At 63.1% G+C, this 19,951-nt stretch carries 17 protein-coding genes and 1 pseudogene; 12 read left to right on the forward strand and 6 right to left on the reverse strand.

Annotated elements, in window-relative coordinates; all coding sequences use genetic code 11:
- Nucleotides 1–74: 74 nt before the first annotated feature.
- Genes PQR54_RS10310 through PQR54_RS10320 form a run of 3 tightly spaced genes read left to right on the forward strand, consistent with a single transcriptional unit; the run spans nucleotide 75 to nucleotide 5,424 of the window.
- The gene (locus PQR54_RS10310) at nucleotides 75–3,296 is read left to right on the forward strand and encodes an efflux RND transporter permease subunit (protein WP_408245282.1); all 3,222 of its coding nucleotides are present in this window, start codon (nucleotides 75–77) and stop codon (nucleotides 3,294–3,296) included.
- Nucleotides 3,297–3,301: 5 nt separating this feature from the next.
- Nucleotides 3,302–3,982, forward strand: coding sequence for a heavy metal response regulator transcription factor IrlR (gene irlR, locus PQR54_RS10315; protein ID WP_408245283.1), 681 nt, complete (start codon nucleotides 3,302–3,304; stop codon nucleotides 3,980–3,982).
- Entirely contained in the window at nucleotides 3,979–5,424 is a 1,446-nt protein-coding gene (locus tag PQR54_RS10320; RefSeq protein WP_408245284.1) for a heavy metal sensor histidine kinase, read from the forward strand. The genes irlR and PQR54_RS10320 overlap by 4 nt, the downstream gene beginning before the upstream one ends.
- 69 nt (nucleotides 5,425–5,493) lie before the next feature.
- Here the strand turns inward: PQR54_RS10320 and PQR54_RS10325 are convergent, their stop codons facing one another.
- Nucleotides 5,494–5,766, reverse strand: coding sequence for a DUF4148 domain-containing protein (locus PQR54_RS10325; protein ID WP_408246041.1), 273 nt, complete (start codon nucleotides 5,764–5,766; stop codon nucleotides 5,494–5,496).
- Nucleotides 5,767–6,410: 644 nt separating this feature from the next.
- On the opposite strand from PQR54_RS10325, the gene PQR54_RS10330 reads away from it, so the two are divergent.
- Both PQR54_RS10330 and PQR54_RS10335 read left to right on the forward strand, forming a co-directional pair.
- Nucleotides 6,411–6,719, forward strand: a complete 309-nt coding sequence (locus PQR54_RS10330; RefSeq protein ID WP_408245285.1) for a DUF4148 domain-containing protein — start codon at nucleotides 6,411–6,413, stop codon at nucleotides 6,717–6,719.
- A 203-nt stretch (nucleotides 6,720–6,922) separates the two neighbouring features.
- Nucleotides 6,923–7,354 carry a response regulator gene (locus PQR54_RS10335; RefSeq protein ID WP_012426285.1) on the forward strand — a complete coding sequence of 144 codons (432 nt, stop codon included), beginning with the start codon at nucleotides 6,923–6,925 and terminating at the stop codon, nucleotides 7,352–7,354.
- A gap of 40 nt (nucleotides 7,355–7,394) precedes the next feature.
- On the opposite strand, the gene PQR54_RS10340 is transcribed toward PQR54_RS10335, so the two are convergent.
- Nucleotides 7,395–7,724, reverse strand: coding sequence for an ArsR/SmtB family transcription factor (locus PQR54_RS10340; RefSeq protein WP_408245286.1), 330 nt, complete (start codon nucleotides 7,722–7,724; stop codon nucleotides 7,395–7,397).
- An 87-nt stretch (nucleotides 7,725–7,811) separates the two neighbouring features.
- On the opposite strand from PQR54_RS10340, the gene PQR54_RS10345 reads away from it, so the two are divergent.
- Nucleotides 7,812–8,909, forward strand: coding sequence for an NADH:flavin oxidoreductase/NADH oxidase (locus tag PQR54_RS10345; protein ID WP_408245287.1), 1,098 nt, complete (start codon nucleotides 7,812–7,814; stop codon nucleotides 8,907–8,909).
- Between the two features lie 273 nt (nucleotides 8,910–9,182).
- Here PQR54_RS10345 and PQR54_RS10350 read toward each other — a convergent pair whose 3' ends face one another.
- Entirely contained in the window at nucleotides 9,183–10,190 is a 1,008-nt protein-coding gene (locus tag PQR54_RS10350; RefSeq protein WP_408245288.1) for an NAD(P)/FAD-dependent oxidoreductase, read from the reverse strand.
- A 238-nt stretch (nucleotides 10,191–10,428) separates the two neighbouring features.
- Here PQR54_RS10350 and PQR54_RS10355 point away from each other — a divergent pair, with 238 nt between their 5' ends.
- From PQR54_RS10355 to PQR54_RS10365, 3 genes are all read left to right on the forward strand, one after another.
- Nucleotides 10,429–11,460 (forward strand): MerR family transcriptional regulator, encoded by a 1,032-nt coding sequence (locus PQR54_RS10355; RefSeq protein ID WP_408245289.1) that lies wholly within the window; start codon nucleotides 10,429–10,431, stop codon nucleotides 11,458–11,460.
- 27 nt (nucleotides 11,461–11,487) lie between these two features.
- On the forward strand, nucleotides 11,488–12,111 hold the full coding sequence (locus PQR54_RS10360; protein ID WP_408245290.1) for an RNA polymerase sigma factor: 624 nt from the start codon (nucleotides 11,488–11,490) through the stop codon (nucleotides 12,109–12,111).
- A gap of 117 nt (nucleotides 12,112–12,228) precedes the next feature.
- A complete protein-coding gene (locus PQR54_RS10365; protein ID WP_408245291.1) occupies nucleotides 12,229–12,906 on the forward strand; it encodes a dihydrofolate reductase family protein in 678 nt (225 codons plus the stop codon).
- A gap of 100 nt (nucleotides 12,907–13,006) precedes the next feature.
- Here PQR54_RS10365 and PQR54_RS10370 read toward each other — a convergent pair whose 3' ends face one another.
- Nucleotides 13,007–13,762 (reverse strand): DUF4410 domain-containing protein, encoded by a 756-nt coding sequence (locus tag PQR54_RS10370; RefSeq protein ID WP_408245292.1) that lies wholly within the window; start codon nucleotides 13,760–13,762, stop codon nucleotides 13,007–13,009.
- A 799-nt stretch (nucleotides 13,763–14,561) separates the two neighbouring features.
- Entirely contained in the window at nucleotides 14,562–15,011 is a 450-nt protein-coding gene (locus PQR54_RS10375) for a hypothetical protein (protein ID WP_408245293.1), read from the reverse strand.
- A gap of 349 nt (nucleotides 15,012–15,360) precedes the next feature.
- Between PQR54_RS10375 and phaP the strand changes: the two genes are divergently transcribed.
- From phaP to PQR54_RS10390, 3 genes are all read left to right on the forward strand, one after another.
- On the forward strand, nucleotides 15,361–15,786 hold the full coding sequence (gene phaP, locus PQR54_RS10380; protein ID WP_408205019.1) for a TIGR01841 family phasin: 426 nt from the start codon (nucleotides 15,361–15,363) through the stop codon (nucleotides 15,784–15,786).
- 576 nt (nucleotides 15,787–16,362) lie between these two features.
- Complete coding sequence (locus PQR54_RS10385; protein WP_408246043.1) at nucleotides 16,363–16,812, forward strand: DUF2844 domain-containing protein; 450 nt, start codon at nucleotides 16,363–16,365, stop codon at nucleotides 16,810–16,812.
- 11 nt (nucleotides 16,813–16,823) lie between these two features.
- Complete coding sequence (locus PQR54_RS10390; RefSeq protein ID WP_408245294.1) at nucleotides 16,824–18,101, forward strand: DUF3443 domain-containing protein; 1,278 nt, start codon at nucleotides 16,824–16,826, stop codon at nucleotides 18,099–18,101.
- 636 nt (nucleotides 18,102–18,737) lie between these two features.
- Here PQR54_RS10390 and PQR54_RS10395 read toward each other — a convergent pair.
- A pseudogene (locus PQR54_RS10395) lies at nucleotides 18,738–19,802 on the reverse strand (zinc-binding metallopeptidase family protein); the annotation flags it as partial.
- Nucleotides 19,803–19,951 lie beyond the last annotated feature (149 nt).

The following is a 19,951-nucleotide window of genomic DNA, read 5'->3' on the forward strand; positions in this document are numbered from 1 at the left end:
CGTCGCCGTGAAGCTGCGGTGATCTGCCCTTAGCAGACCGCTTTCCCTAGCCCCGGTTTCCAAGGATCCTTCGCATGTTCGAACGACTGATTCGCTTCGCCATCGCGCACCGCTGGCTCGTCATGCTGGCCATTGCCGCCATCGCGGGATGGGGCGTGTACAGCTATCAGAAGCTGCCCATCGACGCCGTGCCCGACATTACCAACGTTCAGGTGCAGATCAACACCTCGGCGCCGGGCTATTCGCCGCTCGAAGCCGAGCAACGCATCACGTACCCGGTGGAGACCGCGATGGCCGGTCTGCCCAATCTGGCGCAGACGCGTTCCATCTCCCGCTACGGCCTGTCTCAGGTCACGGTGATCTTCAAGGACGGCACCGACATCTACTTCGCGCGTCAGCTCGTCAACGAGCGGATTCAGGAAGCCAGGGACAAGCTGCCGCCCGGCGCGACGCCGGCGATGGGACCGACCTCCACGGGTCTCGGCGAGATTTATCTGTGGACGGTAGAAGCCGACGCGTCGGCCGTCAAGCCGGACGGAACCCGCTACACACCCGTGGATTTGCGCGAGCTTCAGGACTGGGTCGTCAAGCCTCAGCTGCGCAATGTTCCGGGCGTCACCGAGGTGAACTCCATAGGCGGCTACGTCAAGGAGTTCCGGGTCGCGCCGAATCCCGCCAAGCTCATGTCGCACGGCTTGACGCTCGCGGATGTGGTGCGCGCGATCGACCGTAACAATGCCAACGTGGGCGCGGGCTATATCGAAAAACGCGGCGAGCAGTATCTCGTGCGGGTGCCCGGTCAGGCTCGCTCGGTCGAAGACATCGCCAATGTCGTGCTCACCAACGTGGGCGGCGTGCCGGTTCGCATCAAGGATGTTGGAGAGGTGGATATCGGCCGTGAATTGCGCACGGGCGCCGCGACCTCGAACGGCGAAGAGGTCGTGCTCGGCACCGTGTTCATGCTGATCGGCGAGAACAGTCGCACGGTCGCCAAGGCGGTCTCCGTCAAGATGGAGGACGTCAACCGAACCTTGCCGCGAGGCGTGCGCGCGATTCCCGTGTACGACCGCACCGTGCTGGTTGAAAAAGCCGTGCAGACAGTGAAGAAGAACCTGTTCGAAGGCGCGGTGCTCGTGATCGTCGTGCTGTTCCTCTTTCTCGGCAACCTGCGCGCGGCGCTGATCACGGCGCTCGTGATTCCGCTGTCGATGCTGATGACCTTCACCGGCATGGTCAATATGAAGGTGAGTGCGAACCTCATGAGTCTGGGCGCACTCGACTTCGGGATCATTGTCGACGGCGCGGTCGTGATTGTCGAAAACTGCGTGCGGCGCCTAGCTCACGCACAGACGCTTGCCGGCCGGCCGCTGAACCGCGAGGAGCGTTTCGCCGAAGTCTTCGGCGCGTCGCAGGAAGCGCGGCGCGCGCTGATATTCGGTCAGCTGATCATCATGGTGGTCTATCTGCCGATCTTCGCGCTCACCGGTGTCGAGGCAAAGATGTTTCACCCGATGGCGGTGACGGTCGTGATGGCGCTGGCTGCCGCGATGCTGTTGACGGTTACTTTCATCCCCGCTGCGGTGGCGCTGTTTATCGGCAAGCGCGTCGAAGAAAAGGAAAACCGTTTGATGGGTTGGGCGAGGCGCGTCTATGAACCGCTGCTCACCGCTTGCGTGGCGCGCCCGAAGCGCGTGTTCGCCGGCGCGGCGCTGATCGTCATGCTAAGTATCGGCCTCGCGGCGCGCCTGGGCAGCGAGTTCGTCCCGAGTCTGAACGAGGGCGACCTGGCCGTCGCCGCATTGCGCATTCCGGGTACGAGTCTGTCGCAATCGGTCGACATGCAGAAATCTATTGAGAAAACGTTGAAGCAACGGTTTCCGGAAATCGAGCGCGTTTTTGCCCGTACGGGCACAGCGGAAATTGCCGCGGATCCGATGCCCCCCAACCTGTCCGACGGCTACATCATGCTCAAGCCGACGGACAAATGGCCGGACCCGAACAAGTCGCGCGACACACTCGTTGCGCAAATCGAAGCCGTGCTTGCGGAATTGCCGGGAAACAATTACGAATTTTCCCAACCGATTCAACTCCGTTTCAACGAGTTGATCTCTGGCGTGCGCAGCGATGTCGCGGTAAAACTCTTCGGCGACGACATGACGGTGCTCAGCGACACGGGCGAAAAGATCGCGGCGGCCTTGCAGAAAGTGCCGGGCGCTGCTGAGGTCAAGGTCGAACAAACCAGCGGCTTGCCGGTTCTCACCATTAACGTGGACCGCGACAAACTGGCGCGCTATGGCGTCACGGTAGGCGACATTCAGGACACGGTCGCTGCCGCGGTCGGCGGCCAGAAAACCGGCACGCTGTTCCAGGGCGACCGGCGTTTCGATATCGTCGTGCGCTTGCCGGACGAACTTCGCTCGGACATCGAAGCAATCAGGCGCTTGCCGATCGCATTGCCGTTTGCCGCGGCGGTGGGCGGCAGCGTGCCGCTCGCGCAGGCGCCTTACGTGCCGCTCGCCGAACTGGCCACGGTCGATGTCGCGCCTGGTCCCAACCAGATCAGCCGCGAAGACGGCAAGCGGCGTGTGGTGGTGAGCGCGAATGTCCGTGGGCGCGATGTCGGATCGTTCGTAGCCGACGCGCGCGAGCAGATCCGTCAGGACGTCCAGGTGCCGTCCGGTTACTGGTTGTCGTGGGGCGGACAGTTCGAGCAGTTGCAAAGCGCGAGCGAGCGCCTGAAGCTGGTCGTGCCGCTTTCGCTCTTCATGGTGTTTGTCCTGCTGTTCATTATGTTTAATAATGCTAAGGATGGCTTGCTAGTTTTCACGGGTATTCCATTCGCATTGAGCGGCGGCGTGCTGTCACTCTGGTTGAGGGGCATTCCGCTGTCCATCACGGCGGCGGTCGGGTTCATCGCGCTGTCGGGTGTCGCGGTGCTCAACGGACTCGTCATGATTTCGTTCATCCGGAATCTGCGCGATGAAGGCACGGCGCTGGACGCGGCCGTCCGCGAGGGCGCCTTGACCCGGCTGCGGCCCGTGCTGATGACGGCACTCGTCGCGTCGCTCGGCTTTTTGCCGATGGCGTTCGCAACCGGTACGGGCTCCGAAGTACAGCGTCCGTTGGCAACGGTGGTCATCGGCGGGATCCTGTCGTCCACGGTCTTGACATTGCTGGTCTTGCCCGTGCTGTACCGGGCCGCTCATTCGTCGTCGTGGCGCGCTGTTGCATCGAACTGGCTGGCGAAAACGTCGCCCGCTCAGTGGCTGCGCCGGTTGGGCATTTTTTCGAGGTAGTGGCAATGCGGATTCTGCTGGTGGAAGATGAGCCGAAGACCGGCGCCTATTTGCGAAAGGGCTTGTCTGAGGCGGGATACGTTGTCGATTGGGCGCAAGACGGTGTAACGGGCCAGCATCAGGCGGAGACGGAAGACTACGATCTGCTGATCCTCGACGTGATGTTGCCGGGACAGGACGGTTGGACGCTGCTGCAAAACCTGCGCCGCAAACGGTGCACGCCGGTGCTGTTTCTCACCGCGCGCGACGACGTGGGAGATCGCGTCAAAGGACTGGAACTCGGCGCCGACGACTACCTTGCGAAGCCGTTCGACTTCGTCGAACTGATCGCGCGCGTGAGGTCGATCCTGCGGCGCGGCAAGCCACGCGAATCCGCGTTGCTGAAGGTCGCCGATCTCGAACTGGATCTGACGCGGCGTAAGGCGACCCGGCAGAGCGACGTGATCCTGCTCACCGCCAAGGAATTCACGCTGCTGTGGTTGCTCATGCGCAAGGAAGGGGAAATCCTGCCGCGCGCAACGATCGCGTCGCAAGTGTGGGACATGAACTTCAACAGCGATACGAACGTGGTCGATTCGGCAATCAGGCGACTGCGCTCCAAGATCGACGACGCCTACGAACCCAAGCTCATTCACACCGTCAGAGGCATGGGGTATGTGCTGGAAAACCGCGGCGGCGGCAATTGATCAGGCGCGTGGTGCCACGTACGCTGCGTGCAAGGCTTACGGCTCTCATCATCCTGTCTACGTCGGCGATCCTCGCGCTGAGCGGGCTTGCGCTATATCAGGCGCTGCGCAGCCACCTCGAGTCGAGTTCGATCGAGCAGATGTCCAGCACGATGGCGGCGTTACGCACGCATCTGTCGGGGATTCCGACCGTGCATGCCATTGCCGGCAATGCGCAGACGGTGATCGACCATCTGCATGGGCATCCGCACATGGCGCTCGGCATTTACGACACGGTGGGGCAACGCCTGTTGAGCACGGCAGGGTTCAAGCCCTATGCGCCGATTGCGGCAATCGTACTGAAGGGTGCGCCCGTGGCGCTCACGCGCGCCGGTTCGAATCTTCGATACCTGCTGCAGAGCGTGTTGCTCAATGGCGGGATCGGACCGCCGGTGCTCGTCGCCGTTCAATACGATGGCACCGGCGATGAAGCGCTGTTGCGCGTGTACGCTTACACCACGGTGGCCATCGAAGTATTGGGTGTGCTTTTAGCCGCCGTGTTCGCATACGGCATCGCCCTGGTGGGGCTGCTCCCGCTGCGCAGGTTGGTGGCCCGGGCAGAGGCGATGTCTTCGAGCGGTCTCGCGCAACCGCTGCCGGAATTTCATGCGTCGGGCGAGTTGAAGGAACTGGAGCAGGCCTTTAACGGCATGCTCGCGCGGCTCGACGAATCGTTCACCCGGCTGAGTCAATTTTCATCCAATCTCGCGCATGATATGCGCACGCCGCTCACCAATCTGCTGGCCGCTGCTCAGGTGGCGTTGTCACAGCGTCGCAGCGCGGAGGACTACCGGGACGTCATCGAATCCAGTGTGGACGAGTATCGGCGGCTGTCGCGCATGATCGAAGACATGCTGTTCCTCGCGCGCTCCGATCAGGCTGATGCGCTGCTGTCCATACGTTCACTCGACGCGGTCGCGGAGGCTGAGCGCGTCGCCGGCTACTACGAGACCGTGGCCGAAGACGCGCAGGTCGAGATCGAGGTGACGGGCGGGGGCACGGTGTGGGCCGATCTGCTGCTCTTTCAACGCGCGCTCAGCAACCTGCTCTCGAACGCGCTCGTGCAGGCGCCGCAAGGGACGACCATTACCATCCACTGCAAGGAAGAGGAGGACTCGACCACGGTGAGCGTGTCGGACTCGGGAGCGGGAATCGAAGCTCGCCATCTCGAACGGGTATTCGAGCGGTTCTATCGTGTGGACCCTTCGCGGCACGGTTCGGCATCGGGCACGGGGCTGGGCCTTGCCATCGTGAAGTCGATCATGACGAGCCACGGAGGGCAGTGCGGCTGCGAAAGCCGGCCACATGTGCGCACCTGTTTCTGGCTGCGCTTTCCCAACCATGGTTGCTCAAGTCGCGGCATGGCGGCGCGCCCGAGACGCGACGCCGTTCGCAACGCGTGAAGGCGCCCCGTTCATCGGCGACAGGCGCGCACATGCCGCCGGGCATGTTGGTCCCGGCGGCATGTGTCGTTACTTCGCGGCAAGCTTGTCATGTTGGTCCAACGAAGGCGCCTTTTCACCGCCATGCCACGCAATGGCGTGTGTCTGCTTGTTGCGGGCAATCGTATTGGCGTCTGGCGGGTATTGTGTCTTGCTGGAGGGAATCACGCCGGTGTGTTGCGCTTGAACCAGTTCCTGTTTCACCTCCGCTCGAGACTTGCCTTGTGCCTGCGCAACCTGCGAGGCCGCGCCGAAGATCGTCAGCGCGGCGACTGACAGAGAGAAGAGTCTTGCAGCATTCATGTTGAAATCTCCTGGGTGACGACCGCCGTTTGGCGATTCGTGAGCCCAGTGTGAATCGCCGGTGGTGTGCAATCGTGACCGGAACATGAGAAAAATGTCAGGACATACGGTAGCGACGAAACGGCAATCGGGCGGCCGCCCGCATGAGATTTTTGTCATATTGGCGTGATGCTGGCAGCGACCTTCGCGGAGCAGGATGGCTATCTTTTCCCGCGAATGATGAGGCCGCGACATGCGCGCGTTACTGCAAAAATCTGCCTTGACGGCGATCCTTGCCGCAAGCCTCGCGGCGTGTGCAGGCAGCAGTGGCAAGCCGGCGGATGCTGTTAAACCATCGACGTCCACGCACAAGTCGCCGGTGGACCTCGCACCTGGCGAGCAGATCGACTATGCCGGCCATCGGTGCGGAAATGCAAATCTCCATGTGAAGACGCATCTGTGTCTTTTTCCACGCCGATAGCGTTGCCTGCGTGCCGATCTTCGCTTCGAGATAAAGAGGCCCAACCGCGCTTTATCCACATTCGAGAACAATCCTCTCCACGCACGGCCCTTATTCTCAAGCGCCGACCTTTTTAGACTGTCGTCACTGAATTGCGAACAGGGCTGTTCGCAGCAGAACAAAGCGAAGTCTGGAGGTCGTCATCATGAAGTCCCTTATTCAAGCCGTTGTGGTTGCCGCTGTGCTTGCAGCGCCGGTTGCGGTGTTTGCCCAAACGAACTCGCCTGTCACTCGTGCGCAAGTGCGTGCCGAGTTGATCGAACTCGAACAGGCCGGCTATAACCCGGGCCGCGGTGAAGACCCGACCTATCCGGCCGATATTCAGGCCGCCGAAGCACGGGTCGCGGCGCGGCATGCAGCAACGGGTTTTGGCGGCACCGCGAGCGGTTCGTCGGAGGCGGGACGCGCGCCTGTCTCCAGTTCGGATTGGAATGCGATGTACAACCATCCGTGATGGACGGTGCGGCGCATGCGTTTCGCGGCGTCGCGGATGTGGCATGCGGTTGATAAGGCGGACGTCCGTTCCGGCAGTTGTCGCCAGTGATTCCGGGTGACGCCATCGGTCAGGAGCGGCGTCCGATATCGTGACACCCATTCCCCGCCCGTTGGTACGCCGTTTGCTGTCAGCTGATGTTTTTATCGCAAGCTGTCACGCCTATGCCTCGAACCCCCGCTACTTGCCAAAGGTGGAGCGCCCGTGAGATCCGGGTATTGCACGAATTGCCGCGCGTGCTGGTTGTCGACGACAACGTCGGCGCCGCCGAAGCGCTCGCCACGTATCTCTCCTATGAAGGCGTCGAAGCTCGCGCCGCCGACGGCTGCGAGCAGGCGCTGCGCTGCGTGCGGGACTGGGTGCCCGACGTGGTGGTGCTCGACATCATGATGCCGGAGCGCGACGGCTATGAAACCGCGAGCGCGCTACGCAGCTATCTGCCGACGCAGAGTCTGGGCATTGTCGCGTTCACATCGCTCGATGAGGATCACGTGAAGGAAACCGGCAAGGCACGTCACAATTTCGACGGTTATTGTCAAAAAGGCACGGCCCCGACGGCGCTGCTCGCGCTGATGCGCAAGCTTTGGCGCGAATAGAAGCGGCAAATCGTCGCGTGCGCGACGCCGGACCCTGACGTCAAGCCGGCTCGCTCTGCGCGGGTTCCGCGACGATCTGCTTGAGAATCGCCTCCATCAAGCCCGGAAACCGGGCGTCCAGCTCCGCGCGCCGCAGCGAATTCTGATGCACCGTGCCGGCCACGCGCGTGCGCACGAGACCCGCCTCGCGCAGGATCCGGAAATGATGGGACACGCTCGACTTCGGGCGTCCGCCGTCGAGTTCGCCGCAGGTGGCCTCGTCGACCGACGCGAGGCGCCGCACGATCTCGAGGCGGACCGGGTCGCTGAGGGCATGAAAGAGCCGCCCGAGCGCGAAATCCTCGGCGGCGGGGTGGTTATAAGTGCGCATCCTGCAAATGATAAAGGTTTCTGCGATACTTCGTTATTCGATGTTTATCGAACTACCGTACAAGCAAGTCCAGAGGAGTTTAGCCTGATGTCCGCACTGTTCCAGCCCTACAAGCTCAAAGACGTTTCCCTGCGCAACCGGATCGCCATTCCGCCGATGTGCCAATACACCGCCGAAGACGGCGTGATCAACGACTGGCACCGCATCCACCTGGCTGGTCTGGCGCGCGGCGGCGCGGGTCTGGTGATCGTCGAGGCGACGGCTGTGTCGCCTGAAGGCCGCATCACCCCGGGCTGCGCGGGCATCTGGACGGACGAGCAGGCGCAGGCTTTCGCGCCGGTCGTGGCGTCGATCAAGGCGGCCGGCTCGGTGCCGGGCATCCAGATCGGCCACGCGGGCCGCAAAGCCAGCGCCAACCGTCCGTGGGAAGGCGACGACCACATCGCCGACGACGACAGCCGCGGCTGGCAAACCATCGCGCCGTCGGCGATCGCGTTCGGCGGCAATCTGCCGAAGGTGCCGAAAGCCATGACGCTCGACGACATCGCGCGCGTTCGCGAAGATTTCGTCGCCGCCGCGAAACGTGCGCGTGACGCGGGCTTTGAATGGCTCGAACTGCATTTCGCCCACGGCTATCTCGGCCAGAGCTTCTTCTCGACGCACTCCAACCAGCGCGACGACGCTTACGGCGGCAGCCTGGAGAACCGCAGCCGCTTCCTGCTCGAAACGCTGGCGGCGGTGCGCAAGGTGTGGCCGGAGCATCTGCCGTTGACGGCGCGTTTCGGCGTGATCGAGTACGACGGCCGCGACGAGGAAACCCTCGTCGAATCGATCGAACTGGCGAAGAATTTCAAGCGCGAAGGCCTCGACATGCTGAGCGTCAGCGTCGGCTTCTCGACGCCGACAGCGGCGATTCCGTGGGCACCGGCGTTTCTCGCGCCGATCGCCGAGCGTGTGCGCCGCGAGGCTGGGATTCCGGTCTCGTCGGCGTGGGGTATCGACACGCCGGAACTGGCGGATCGTTCGGTGAAGGACGGGCAACTGGATCTGGTGATGGTCGGCCGTGCGCATCTGGCTGACCCGCACTGGCCGTATCATGCGGCGAAAAAGCTTGGTATCGAGCGTCCGTCGTGGACGTTGCCGGCGCCTTACGCGCATTGGCTGGAGCGGTATAAGGTCGCGTAAGCGGCTGAGTTTTCGCGTCGAGTTTGGTGTGCCAATTGCGCCGCCTGGCTCCGCCGCTTTATGCGTCGGGGTAGGCGGCGCGTTTCATTCGCGCTTCTAGGTGGAGCGTGTGGTTCCGCGTCCTGCGGCACGCACTCGACCGACTGCAGCGCGCGCGATATTTCGCACTGAGTGCTCTGCTCCCCGACGCCGCATTACAACCTTTAGACCGATTACGGAGCTCGCGGCATTCCGCGCGGAATGCTCAGCCGCTTTGTGTCGCGCTTCCAATCGCTAAACCGACTGCAGCGCCCGCAGCATCTCATGCCCGAGCGCTCTGCCGCTCAACCACGCGCCTTCCACTCGGCCGCCGTTCAGCCAGTCGCCACACAGACCCAAGCCATCCACGTCGCGCCATACGTAACCCGGCGCGGGGTCGCCGTCGGGCGCGACATCCGCGTGACGCCAGCGGTGCGCGGTCCACGCCGCCGGCCTCGGTCCGCCGCATCGCTGGAAGGCTTCCAGCATGGCGGCCGCCACCTGCTCGGCCGGCGTGTCGAGGTGCGCTTCGCTCCACTCCGCGGTGGCGTGCAGCAGCCAGGTTTCCGGACCGCCGCGCCCGGGCTTGCTGCTGTCGCGCGCCATCCAGCGAAGCGGCCCGTGATTGACGAAGGCGGCGTCGAACGCCAGCGGCACGCGGCCGTCGAAGCGCAGCATCAGCGCCCAGCACGCGCGCATCACCGTCGCGCGCGCCATCATCGCGAGTTCGGGCGCCGGCGCGTGCAGCAGCGGCGCGACTTGCGGCGCCGGCATGGCGAGCACGACCGCGTCGAATTCGTCGTCGATCACGCCGTGCTCGGCCGACCAGAGCCGCCAGCCTTGCGGCTCGCACAGCACTTTCTCGATGGTGCACTGAGTGGTGAGCGGCAGCGTCTCGGCGAGGAGCCGCGCCGGCGCGCTCATACGCGGCGTGCCGACGAAGCGCTCGATACGCGTGGTGTGCGCCGCCGAACCCGGTGCGCCCAGCACGGCGAGGCGCGCGGGCCACGCCGCCGCCGCGCCGGCTTTCTGCCAGCGCGCGACTTCGGCCCGAAACGCGCGGTCGCGGGCGGTGAAGTATTGCGCGCCGTGATCGCACTGCCAGTCTCCGTCGCGCCGTGCGCTCATGCGGCCGGCCGGGCCGCGGCTGCGGTCGAACAGGCGCAGCCGGCAGCCTGCCGCGCGCAGAGTCGTGGCGCATGACAGACCGGCAATGCCTGCGCCGACGACCGCGATATGGGGGCGGGAGTCAGAAGTCTTCACGATGCATTGACCTGGATGGCTTGAATCGCTGTGCGACGCTGGCCGGCGCGGCCGCTGGCCGCGCCACACGGGCGTCTTGAGTAGTCGTCGGGCCGAGGAAATGAACTGCGGGAGTGATGTCAAGACATCATAGTGCATCAAAAATACCGTTTCAATAATTGATTCTGAGTCGCTAAATCGTTTCGTTTGACCCGAAATGAAGTATGCTTGAATCGATAATTGAATCACTTAGGGTTTCATGATGACTTCGTCTGACGAGCAACAACCGGCTCAACAGGGCTACAGAAGCGGCGAGGCAGCGCGCCTCGCCAAGATGCCGGTTACGACCTTGCGGATCTGGGAGCGTCGTTACGGCGTGGTCGGGCCGGCCAAAACCGCGTCAGGCCAGCGTCTCTACACAGAAGACGACGTCAGGCGACTCAGTTTGATCAAACTGCTGGTAAGCCGCGGCCACGCGATCGGCGCGATCGCACGGCTCGATCGCGAGCAATTGCAATTTCTCGCTGCGCGCAGCGGACGCGAGAGCGGCAGCGCGACTGACCTCCCGCTGGTCGAGTCCGTCGATCTCCGGCTCGCCCTCGTGGGCGGCAGTCTTGCGCAGCGTTTTCGGGCGTCGGGCGTCGATTTGCGGCCCTATGGCGTGAACGAGCTGATCACGTTTGCCGATCTCTCCATCGCCGCGGCAGGTGGCGGCACGAGCGCAGAGCGCGGCGCGCCGATCGACGCCTTGCTGGTCAGCGTCGACTCACTCCAGGAAGACATCGCGTCGCAGATCATCGCGCTCGGCGACGCGGTCCGCGCGAAAGCCATCGCGGTCGTCTACAGCTTCGGCACTGGCCCGGCGGCGGAGATTCTGCGCGTGGCGGGCGTGCGTCTTTATCGCGAGCCCGACAGCCGGACCGAATTCCGTCAGATGCTCGGCGACCTGTGCGAACGCGTGCGCATTCAGGAACGCATCGGCGACGACGCCGTGTGGTCGCGCGTGCGCCGTCGCTACGACGACCGCGAGCTGGAAATGATTGCCGGCCGTTCTTCGACGATCGCGTGCGAATGTCCGCGTCACCTGGCGGAACTGGTCATGAAGCTCTCGGCGTTCGAGCGCTACAGCGACGCGTGCACGTCGCGCTCGGCGCAGGACGCCGCGCTGCACCGCTATCTGGGCGACGTCAGCAACCGGGCTTGCGCGATGGTCGAGGCGGCGCTCGAACGTGTCGCGCGGGAAGAGGGCTGGTTTGCAGGATCGCAGTCGCCGCAGGCCGGTCAGGAATAGCGCGCGCACCGTCCCGGAGGATGTGCAATGTCACATGATGCTTCGACCGACGCGACCGTCAGCGCGTCCGCACTGGATCAGAAGAGCGCGTATCTCGCGGCGCTGCTCGAGCGCGTTTCAAGGCACGAAGCCGGCGCGTTCGAGGCGCTGTACCGGGCGTCGGCGCCGTCGCTGTTCGGCCTCGCGGTGCGCGTCACCCGCACCAGCGAATCGGCCGAAGAAGTGGTGCAGGACGGCTTCATCAAAATCTGGCGCTTTGCCGGTTCGTACGACCCGGGCAAGGCTTCGCCCTCCACGTGGATGTCGACCATCGTAAAAAATCAGGCGCTCGATTATTTGCGGCGCAATCCGTACTCCGGCGTGTATGTCGACGAGCTGGACGAGCGCATCGCCGCGAGCGACGCCGACGTGAACTTCTGGCAGGAGTTCGCGCTGGACGCCGAGCGTCTGTCCTCCTATCTCGGCCGCTTGGCTCCGGTTCAGCGTCAGGCGATCGCGCTCGCCTATTTCCGGGGGCAGTCGCAATCGGAGATCGCGCATACGCTCGATGCACCCATCGGCACGGTCAAAAGCTGGATCAGCCGTGGACTGGAGTCGCTACGTGCGATGGCCGATGCGCGACCTGCGCCGCATCACGGCGGCCTTTACTGATCCGCTGGTCGCGCGGCGCGACGGATTTCATGTGCATTGTCAGCAAGCAATCAACGCGGTTGCGGAACGGCCCTTGCTGCAAGGTCTTCTCATTGACCTGACACGGAGGCTTGACGCATGAACCCTTATATCGTCGCTCACATGATGTCCTCGCTCGACGGCCGCAGCCTGACGGACGGCTGGCACCTCGACTACGCCTCGGACCTGTACGAAAACACGGCCGCCACTTTCGAAGCCGACGGCTGGGTCTGCGGACGCGTCACCATGCAAGAAATTGCGCACGGCACGGATTATCCGAAAGGGCTCGCCAAGGGCGCCGTGCCGCGCACGGATCACTTCGTCGAACGCAAAGCGGATCAGTATGCGATCTCTATCGACCCGCAGGGCCGCGTGGCGTGGAAGAGTAACACCGCGCTCAAGTCGCACGTGATCGAAGTGCTGACCGAAAAGGTTGCCGACGACTACCTCGCTTACCTGCAATCGATCGGCGTGTCATACGTGTTCGGCGGCAAGACCGAACTCGATCTCGGCAAGGTCGTGCAAACACTGGCGCGTGAACTCGGTGTGAAGAAGCTGATCGTGGAGGGCGGTTCGCATGTGAGCGGCGCGTTCGTGAACGCCGGTCTCGTCGACGAAGTGAGCGTGTTGATTTTGCCGCTTGTGGATGGCCGCAGCGAACATCCTTCGTCGTTCGAAGTGGCAATGGAGAAGTGGCAAGCGCCCGCGTATCTGAAGCTCACGTCCGTTGAGCAAAAGGAACACGGCGCAGTGTGGCTGCGTTATGAGAAGGCCTGAAACGAAGGCCTGAAAAGCGAACGGCAGAGTCGGATCGAATTCCAACTCTGCCGCGCGCTGTTCATGATTCTTCCGGTTCAACACGCCGGATAATGCGTTATCAACCTTTGATGTGTTCCGTCGAGAGCCATCCGCCATTCACACCGATTTCGCCAATCTGCTTGGCCACCGCATCGGCGAGGCGCTTCGCGTCCGCTGATACACCGGCGCGTTTCGTTTCGGATGCAGCGTGCAGACCGCCACCCACCGCCGCCGATGTCGCGATACTGCCGGCCGCCGCGCCCACACCGGCAGTCTCGACCATCCCCGGCGCCTTGCCGCTGTCGGCGTTGGCGGTGAAGGTTTGCACCAGACGCGGCGTGCCGCCCGCGGGCTTATACAGAATCTGCACCGAGCTGCTGACCTGGCTCTTGCCCGCACCGAGGCCGATCAACATGCGGCGACGGCGATTGCCCGAGTCGATCGTATCGAAGCTGCCTTGTACGAGCAGCACATTCTGATCAGCGGGGGCGGGGATATCCGAGCGGATCGCACGCAGACCCATCGACTGCAATTGATGCACGATTTCGTTGGCGACCTGCTCGCGGACTTCGGCGGCATCGGCGGCCTGCTTTTGCGCTGCGGACGAACCTTCGAGCTGCGTCTTCACTTTCTGCATCATGCCGCCGTCCAGTTTGACCTGATCCGGATTGGCGTCGAAGGTGCAGACATAGATGTTGTCCGGGCGCACCTGGACGGGCGTGCTCGCCGCGCTCGCATCCTTGATGCTGCTGCCGGCGCAGCCGGTCAGCAGCGCACTGCAAAAGACCATCGTCACGCACGCCAGACGGGCGGCATTTTTTCTGAGGGATTTCATTGAAGTAGGCAACATTGTTGATCCTGTCGTCGGCACGCGGTGCCGGAATGTTCGAACGGTTCTCTCGATGATCGGGCAACCGTAGGATCGTTGATCATCGGCGAACGTCTCGCACGTGAAGCACCCTTGATCTCATGCGTTTTGTTTCGTACGCACCGGCAGCGAAACGAAGTATGGGCGTGTGACTTCCCGAACTCCATTCAACAATTATTTCGTCCTATGTCATGGCGCGATGCGTTGTCGCGCGGGGCTTTCGCGTGTCGCGAGAGTCAGCGGACGTGGCGGGAAAAAGGAGGACGTGCGGATGGGAATCGACCTCGCCGGCAAGCGGCGCGCGGTCGTGCAACGGTGCGGGTGACGCCGTACGTATCGGCCATCAGTTCAAGGCAAGCTTGATGATGCAGCCGAGGACAAAAACCAGTAAAACGGCGGCGACGGCCAGATTCAGCGGGTAGCGCATTCTTCACCAGAGCACCAGTGTTGCAGTGCTCATATCCTAATCACCTGACGGAAGATGAGAAGTGGTCAGTGAAGCGGCAATGTGGGAAAGCTAACGCAGCATGCTGAATGGTTAGACGGCGCGCAGGCGGGAGCGCTTCCAAGCGGAAGCGCCTACGTACAAGTTGCCGCGCATATGTTGGTTTGGCGGCAAAAACGCCCGTGCGCGAAGTGCGCCTGCGTGCGTGTCGGTTTGTCACTCAGCTAGCGAGCCACGCGGCGCTGAAGCACCGCATAGACCCATCACGTCTTTCATGCACGGCGTCGCGCCGAGACTTGCGCCGCGACGCCGTCGCGAGAATTACTGCGCCTGAGCCGGCGGCGGCATCCCGCCCGGCCCGCCGTGCGGCGCCTTGTTCGCGGCGGCGAGGTCTTCCGACAGACTGGTGCGCAGCGTCGCGATCGCCTGGTCGGGATTGGCGGGCTTCAACTGCTCGCGAGCCAGCGAGTCGTACACGTAGTGACGCAGCATCGGATCCTGCGTCTTGTTCAGCACATCGTGATACACGGCGATGATTTCACCTTGATGTCCGCTCATGGCATAAAGGCGGCGCAACTGTTCCAGATCGTTGATCACTGCGAAGCCGGGGCCCATCGGACCCATCCCGCCATGCGGCGGCGGTCCGTCGCCGTGCTGCGGCTCGCCGTGCGAGAAAGGGGCCGCGGGCGGCGGCGCTTCCTGGGCAAACGCGGTCGTCGCGGCCAGAGTCAGAACGGCGCTCAGCACCGCGCTCAAGATCGATTTTTTCATGAACTCGCTCCCATCGAGACAGGTCCGGCGCTACGGTGCGCCGGCACATGAGCAACGATAGTCGACCTGCCGATTCGTAGGGTTACTGAAGCCGCCCTGTAACTTACCCCGCCTTTCACGACGCGCGGCCGGTCCGGCAAGTTCCGCCGACGGCATCGCCGGAGCCAGGGTGTGCCCGCTGGCGCATTGTTTCCGGATGGCGCATGATTGGACGATGTGCCGTCCGACCCCAGAACCCGTCCGTTCCTGCGGACGCACGGCGCACGCTGCGCCGCCAGTGCATGCGTCACGCAGACATAACGCGGCGATGCACCGCCGGCGAGTATTCAACCGTTAAGGAGGATTTCGCATGGACCGACCTGACGCCGCCAATCCGTTTGGCGATCTCACCAAAATGCTGGAGCAGTTCAAGCTCCCCGGCTTCGACGTACCCGCCATCATGGAAGCGCGACGCAAGGACATGGAAGCACTGGTTCAGGCGAATCAGACTGCCTTCCAGGGGATGCAGTCGCTCGCGCAGAAACAGGCCGACATGCTGCGCTCGACCTTGAGCGAATTGCAGTCGCTGACGGGCCAGTTGTCGGCCGGCGGTGCCGCGCCTTCGGGCAAAGCTGCCGAGTTGATCCAGCAGAGTCTGCACAAGTCGCTTGCCGATATGCAGCAACTGGCGCAAGCGGCGTATCAGACGCAAGCTGAGTCGTATGCGGTGATCGCAAAACGCGTAGAAGAAAATGTGCAGGAGCTTAAATCGCTTTTGCAGCAGCAGAAAAAGTAACGGGCGTTGATGCGTCGAATCGCTGACGCGTTACGTTCGAACCACCGATGCCGCAGATAACCTTCGAGTTATCCGCGGCATTTTTATTTTGAAATCACGATTAACGCATCGATTATCTGGTCATACAAAAGGCCTTTTAGGATCTTGTATTGTCGGACAAAAAGCGGCATTTTGTTTGATCTTTTCAGCGTTTGCTTACATTCGTCGCGGCAATGCTCGGTGCATGAATTTTTTCTGCGTCGATCATCGGCATTGCGTTTCACTGTTCGCTTTAAACGAGCTCCGAAGCAAAAACGCGCGCTCAAGCGCCGCCCCTTGGTGATCTGGTCCTGAAATATCAAACAGACCCGAACGACGCCGCGCGGCGCAAAGGTTTAAATCCCTCCGCAAACAATTGGCGCGCTTTGCCGCGATGCCTAAAGTTTCGCGCCGCCACTCCGTAGACGCATTCACGCAGCCCAACCAGTGTGAATGCAGCACGGCACCACCGGCGGCGTGCGCCCCTAGTTTCCCGTTCGTGAGCGGCTCGATGCCAGGTCACGAGCGTTTCACCTCGAAGGAACTCACTTGAGACCGATGCTCTATTCCCGCATTGCTCGCGCAATGCTCGGGGCAAGCTGCGCGCTGTCGTTTGCCGCGCACGCGACACTCGGCCAGAACGTCAGCACCGTCGACGGCGATCAGTCCCGCTTGCGCGCGGTGGCTCACACGGCCACTACGCAAAGCGCGTATTCGGTGCACCTGTTGACGCTGCCGTCCGGCACGCTGGTGCGCGAGTACGTCGCGCGCAACGGCATCGTGTTCGGTGTCGCGTGGGAAGGGCCGACGCTGCCGGATCTGAAATCCATGCTCGGGACTTCGTTCGACGCGTACGTGGCCGCCACCACGACGCGCCGCGGTACGCCGCTCGCGGTCTCCAACAGCGACCTGGTCGTGTACTCCGGCGGGCATCTGCGGGCGTTCTCCGGTCATGCCTATCTGCCGCAAGCGGTGCCCGCGGGCGTCGATGCCGGCGTCATTCAATAACGGAGCGGACCATGCGCCTTATGTCTTCGTTCAAAACTTTGCTGTGCGCGGCGCTGCTCGCGTTGCTCGTCGGTGCGTGCGGCGGCGGGGGCGGCGGCTCCAGCGGCTCGGGCAGTGCGGCCGGCACCAACGGTTCGACCAGTGCCTCGTCCGGTCCGTCAGTGGCCAACACCGCGCCGTTGTCGCAAGCGCTGGCTGCGAACGCTGTGCGCGTAACGGTCGATTCCGGCGTAAGCGATGTGCCGAACATGCCGTTCGTCAGCCTCACCATCTGCGCGCCGGGCACGACGCAATGTCAAACCATCGATCATGTGCTGGTCGATACCGGGTCGTGGGGCGTGCGCCTGTTCGCGTCCCAGTTGCCTGCTTCGATGACGCTGCCGCAACAGAAGGACGCATCGGGCCATCTGGTCGCCGAGTGCATGCAGTTTTTCGACGGCTACACGTGGGGCCCGGTCAAGCTGGCCGACTTGCAGATTGCCGGCGAAAAAGCCGCGTCGCTGCCGATCCAGGTGATCGACCCGAACTACGCAACGCTGCCCGCCGATTGCGCGAACTTCGGCGCATCGCGCAACACGCCGGCCACGTTGCAGGCCAACGGTATTCTCGGCATCGGCGTGTTCAAGCACGATTGCGGCGCGAACTGCGTGCAGCAGGCGTTGGCCGGCACGTACTATGGCTGCAATGGTGCGTCATGCACGTCGATTCCGCTCGCTGAAGAACTGCAAGTGGCCAATCCGGTTCCGTACTTCGCCACCGACAACAACGGTTCGCTGCTGAGCCTGCCGACGGTATCGGGCGGCGCGCAATCGGTCAGCGGGCAGCTGATATTCGGCATCGGCACGCAGACCAACAATACGCTGGGAGGCGCGCAGGTAATCGGCGTCAGTCCGTCGAACGGCACCTTCACGACCGTGCAGAACGGCATCACGTATTCGCGCAGTATTCTGGATAGCGGCTCGACCGGCCTATTCTTCCAGACCGGTGCACTGCCGGTCTGCGCAAGTCCCAACAATTCGTACTACTGCCCGGTATCGACCCAGCAATTGAGCGCGATGATCCAGGGCGTGAACGGCACCACGAGCGCGGTGAATTTCAGCGTCGGCAATGCGACGACGATTGCGCAGACGTACAGCGGCGATTCGGCGCTGCCGCTTCTGGCGGGACCGGCGTTCGTCACGTCCTCGATCTTCGATTGGGGCTTGCCGTTCTTTTACGGCCGCAATGTGTACGCCGCGGTCGAGCAGCAGCCGACGCCCGGCGGAGTGGGACCTTACGTCGCGTATTGAGCAAGGCGGCAGCCGACGGATGTGAAAACGGGCCGCGACGGAATATCTTCCGTCGCGGCCCGTCCGTTTGATGCGGTCGATTCGCTTACTTTTTGCCGAGACCGTTCAGCAACTTCAGCACGCCTTCACCGAACGCTTCGGGGCGTTCCTCGAAAATACGCTCAACCGCTTTCCCGTCGATCAGACGTTGGCGCAGCGCTTCGCGCGAGGGAGGTTGAGTGACGCGGTTCTAGCAGTCGATTTCGCCGCCATGCGGCTTTGCTTTCGAACCACCGGTTAGCGTCGTCTTGCGGCCCGCCTGGCCGGGGCCGGCTGAACAGCGACAGGCGCGGTTTGCAACGGTGGCTCGGACGTCACGGGTTGCTGCGGCGGAGCCGCTGCGTCCAGCGGTTGCAGTGGCGGAGGCGGAGCCTCGATCGGCGCGGGCGCCTGCTCCCCGTCCTGAGTCGCAGGCGCTGTCGCCGACGTTGCGACTTCAACTGCAGTCGGCTCAGCCTGCGCAGCCGGCGCTCCAGTCGCATCGCCCGGCGCCGCATTCGCCGCCTCCACCGGTTGCGCCACCTCAGCCTGCGCCTCTGGCACCTGCACCGGCACCACCGCCGCCTGACCCGGCGGCGTCGCCGCTTCTCTCGGCTGCGACTTATCGCCGGCCCCCTGGATCACCCGATGCACGAAGCGCAGCTTCTCCACCACCGGCGCGGCCAGCGTGAACGGATACCCGTCGGGCATGCCGAGGCTGCGATTCAGGCTGTTCAACGCATAGGTGAGCGGAAACCAGCGCTTCATCAGATTCTCGAAGCTCGCGTCTTCCACCGGCGTGCGGTCCGTCAGCGTCGGCTCGCTCGGGTCGTCGGGCAGGAGCGCCACGCCGTACGAAGTCGACGTATCCAGCACGTCGACGATCAGCATGTAATGCGCCCACGTCTCGGCCCAATCTTCCCAAGGATGCATGGTGGCATACGCGCTGATAAACGACGCCTGCCACTCGGCCGGAGCGCCGTCGCGATAGTAGGCGTTCAGCGCCTCGCCGTAGTCGACGCTTTCGTCGCCGAACAGTTTGCGGAACGGCTCGAGCCAGCGCGGATTGTTCTCCACCAGTTGGCTGAAGTAGTAGTGCCCGGTCTCGTGCCGGAAATGACCGAGCAAGGTCCGGTAGGGCTCGCCCATCGCGGTACGCACTTTCTCGCGGTAGGCGTCGTCGGCTTCGGCGATGTTCAGCGTGATGAGCCCGTTATCATGGCCCGTCATGACGCGCGAACCGTCGCCGCCGTCCTCGAGGAATTCGAACGCGAGGCCGTGCTCGGGGTCGGCCTGGCGCGACTTCACGTCGAGGCCGAGTTCGGCCAGCGTGTAGAGCAGACGGCGTTTGGCCATTTCCAGCCGATACCAGTAGAGCCGGTTGTCGGGCGCGCTCAGATTCGGAATGGTGAGAGTCAGCTGGCAGGCGCGGCATAGCTGGTCCGGCGAGTCGGCGGGGATCATCCAGTTGCAGACGTTTTCGACGGCGTAGTTGTGGCACTGGCGGAACAGCGCGCCTTCGGCGTCCGGATGCAGGCTGCGCCAGCGGCCTTCGCCGGCATCTTCGAACGCACTGATTTCCGCCACTTCGGGCACATAGCCGAGCAACGACTCGCAACGTTCGCAGCGAACGTTTTCATAGAAGACGAGGTGCGAGCAATGGTTGCAGTGGAAGGTTTTCATCGGTGGAGTCTGGGAGGTGAGAGGGCAGTCGTAGAAGACGCTACGTCGCAATCTTTATGCCGCATTTGCCAGACGTCACTGGTTTAACGCACATTACGTGCATGATCGTGCATCGGCGCTGCGCCGCTTTGGTGCGCGGCCTTGAAAAC

Origin of the sequence: Paraburkholderia phytofirmans (assembly GCF_046028095.1) — a bacterium.
Taxonomy (GTDB): Bacteria; Pseudomonadota; Gammaproteobacteria; order Burkholderiales; family Burkholderiaceae; genus Paraburkholderia; species Paraburkholderia phytofirmans_A.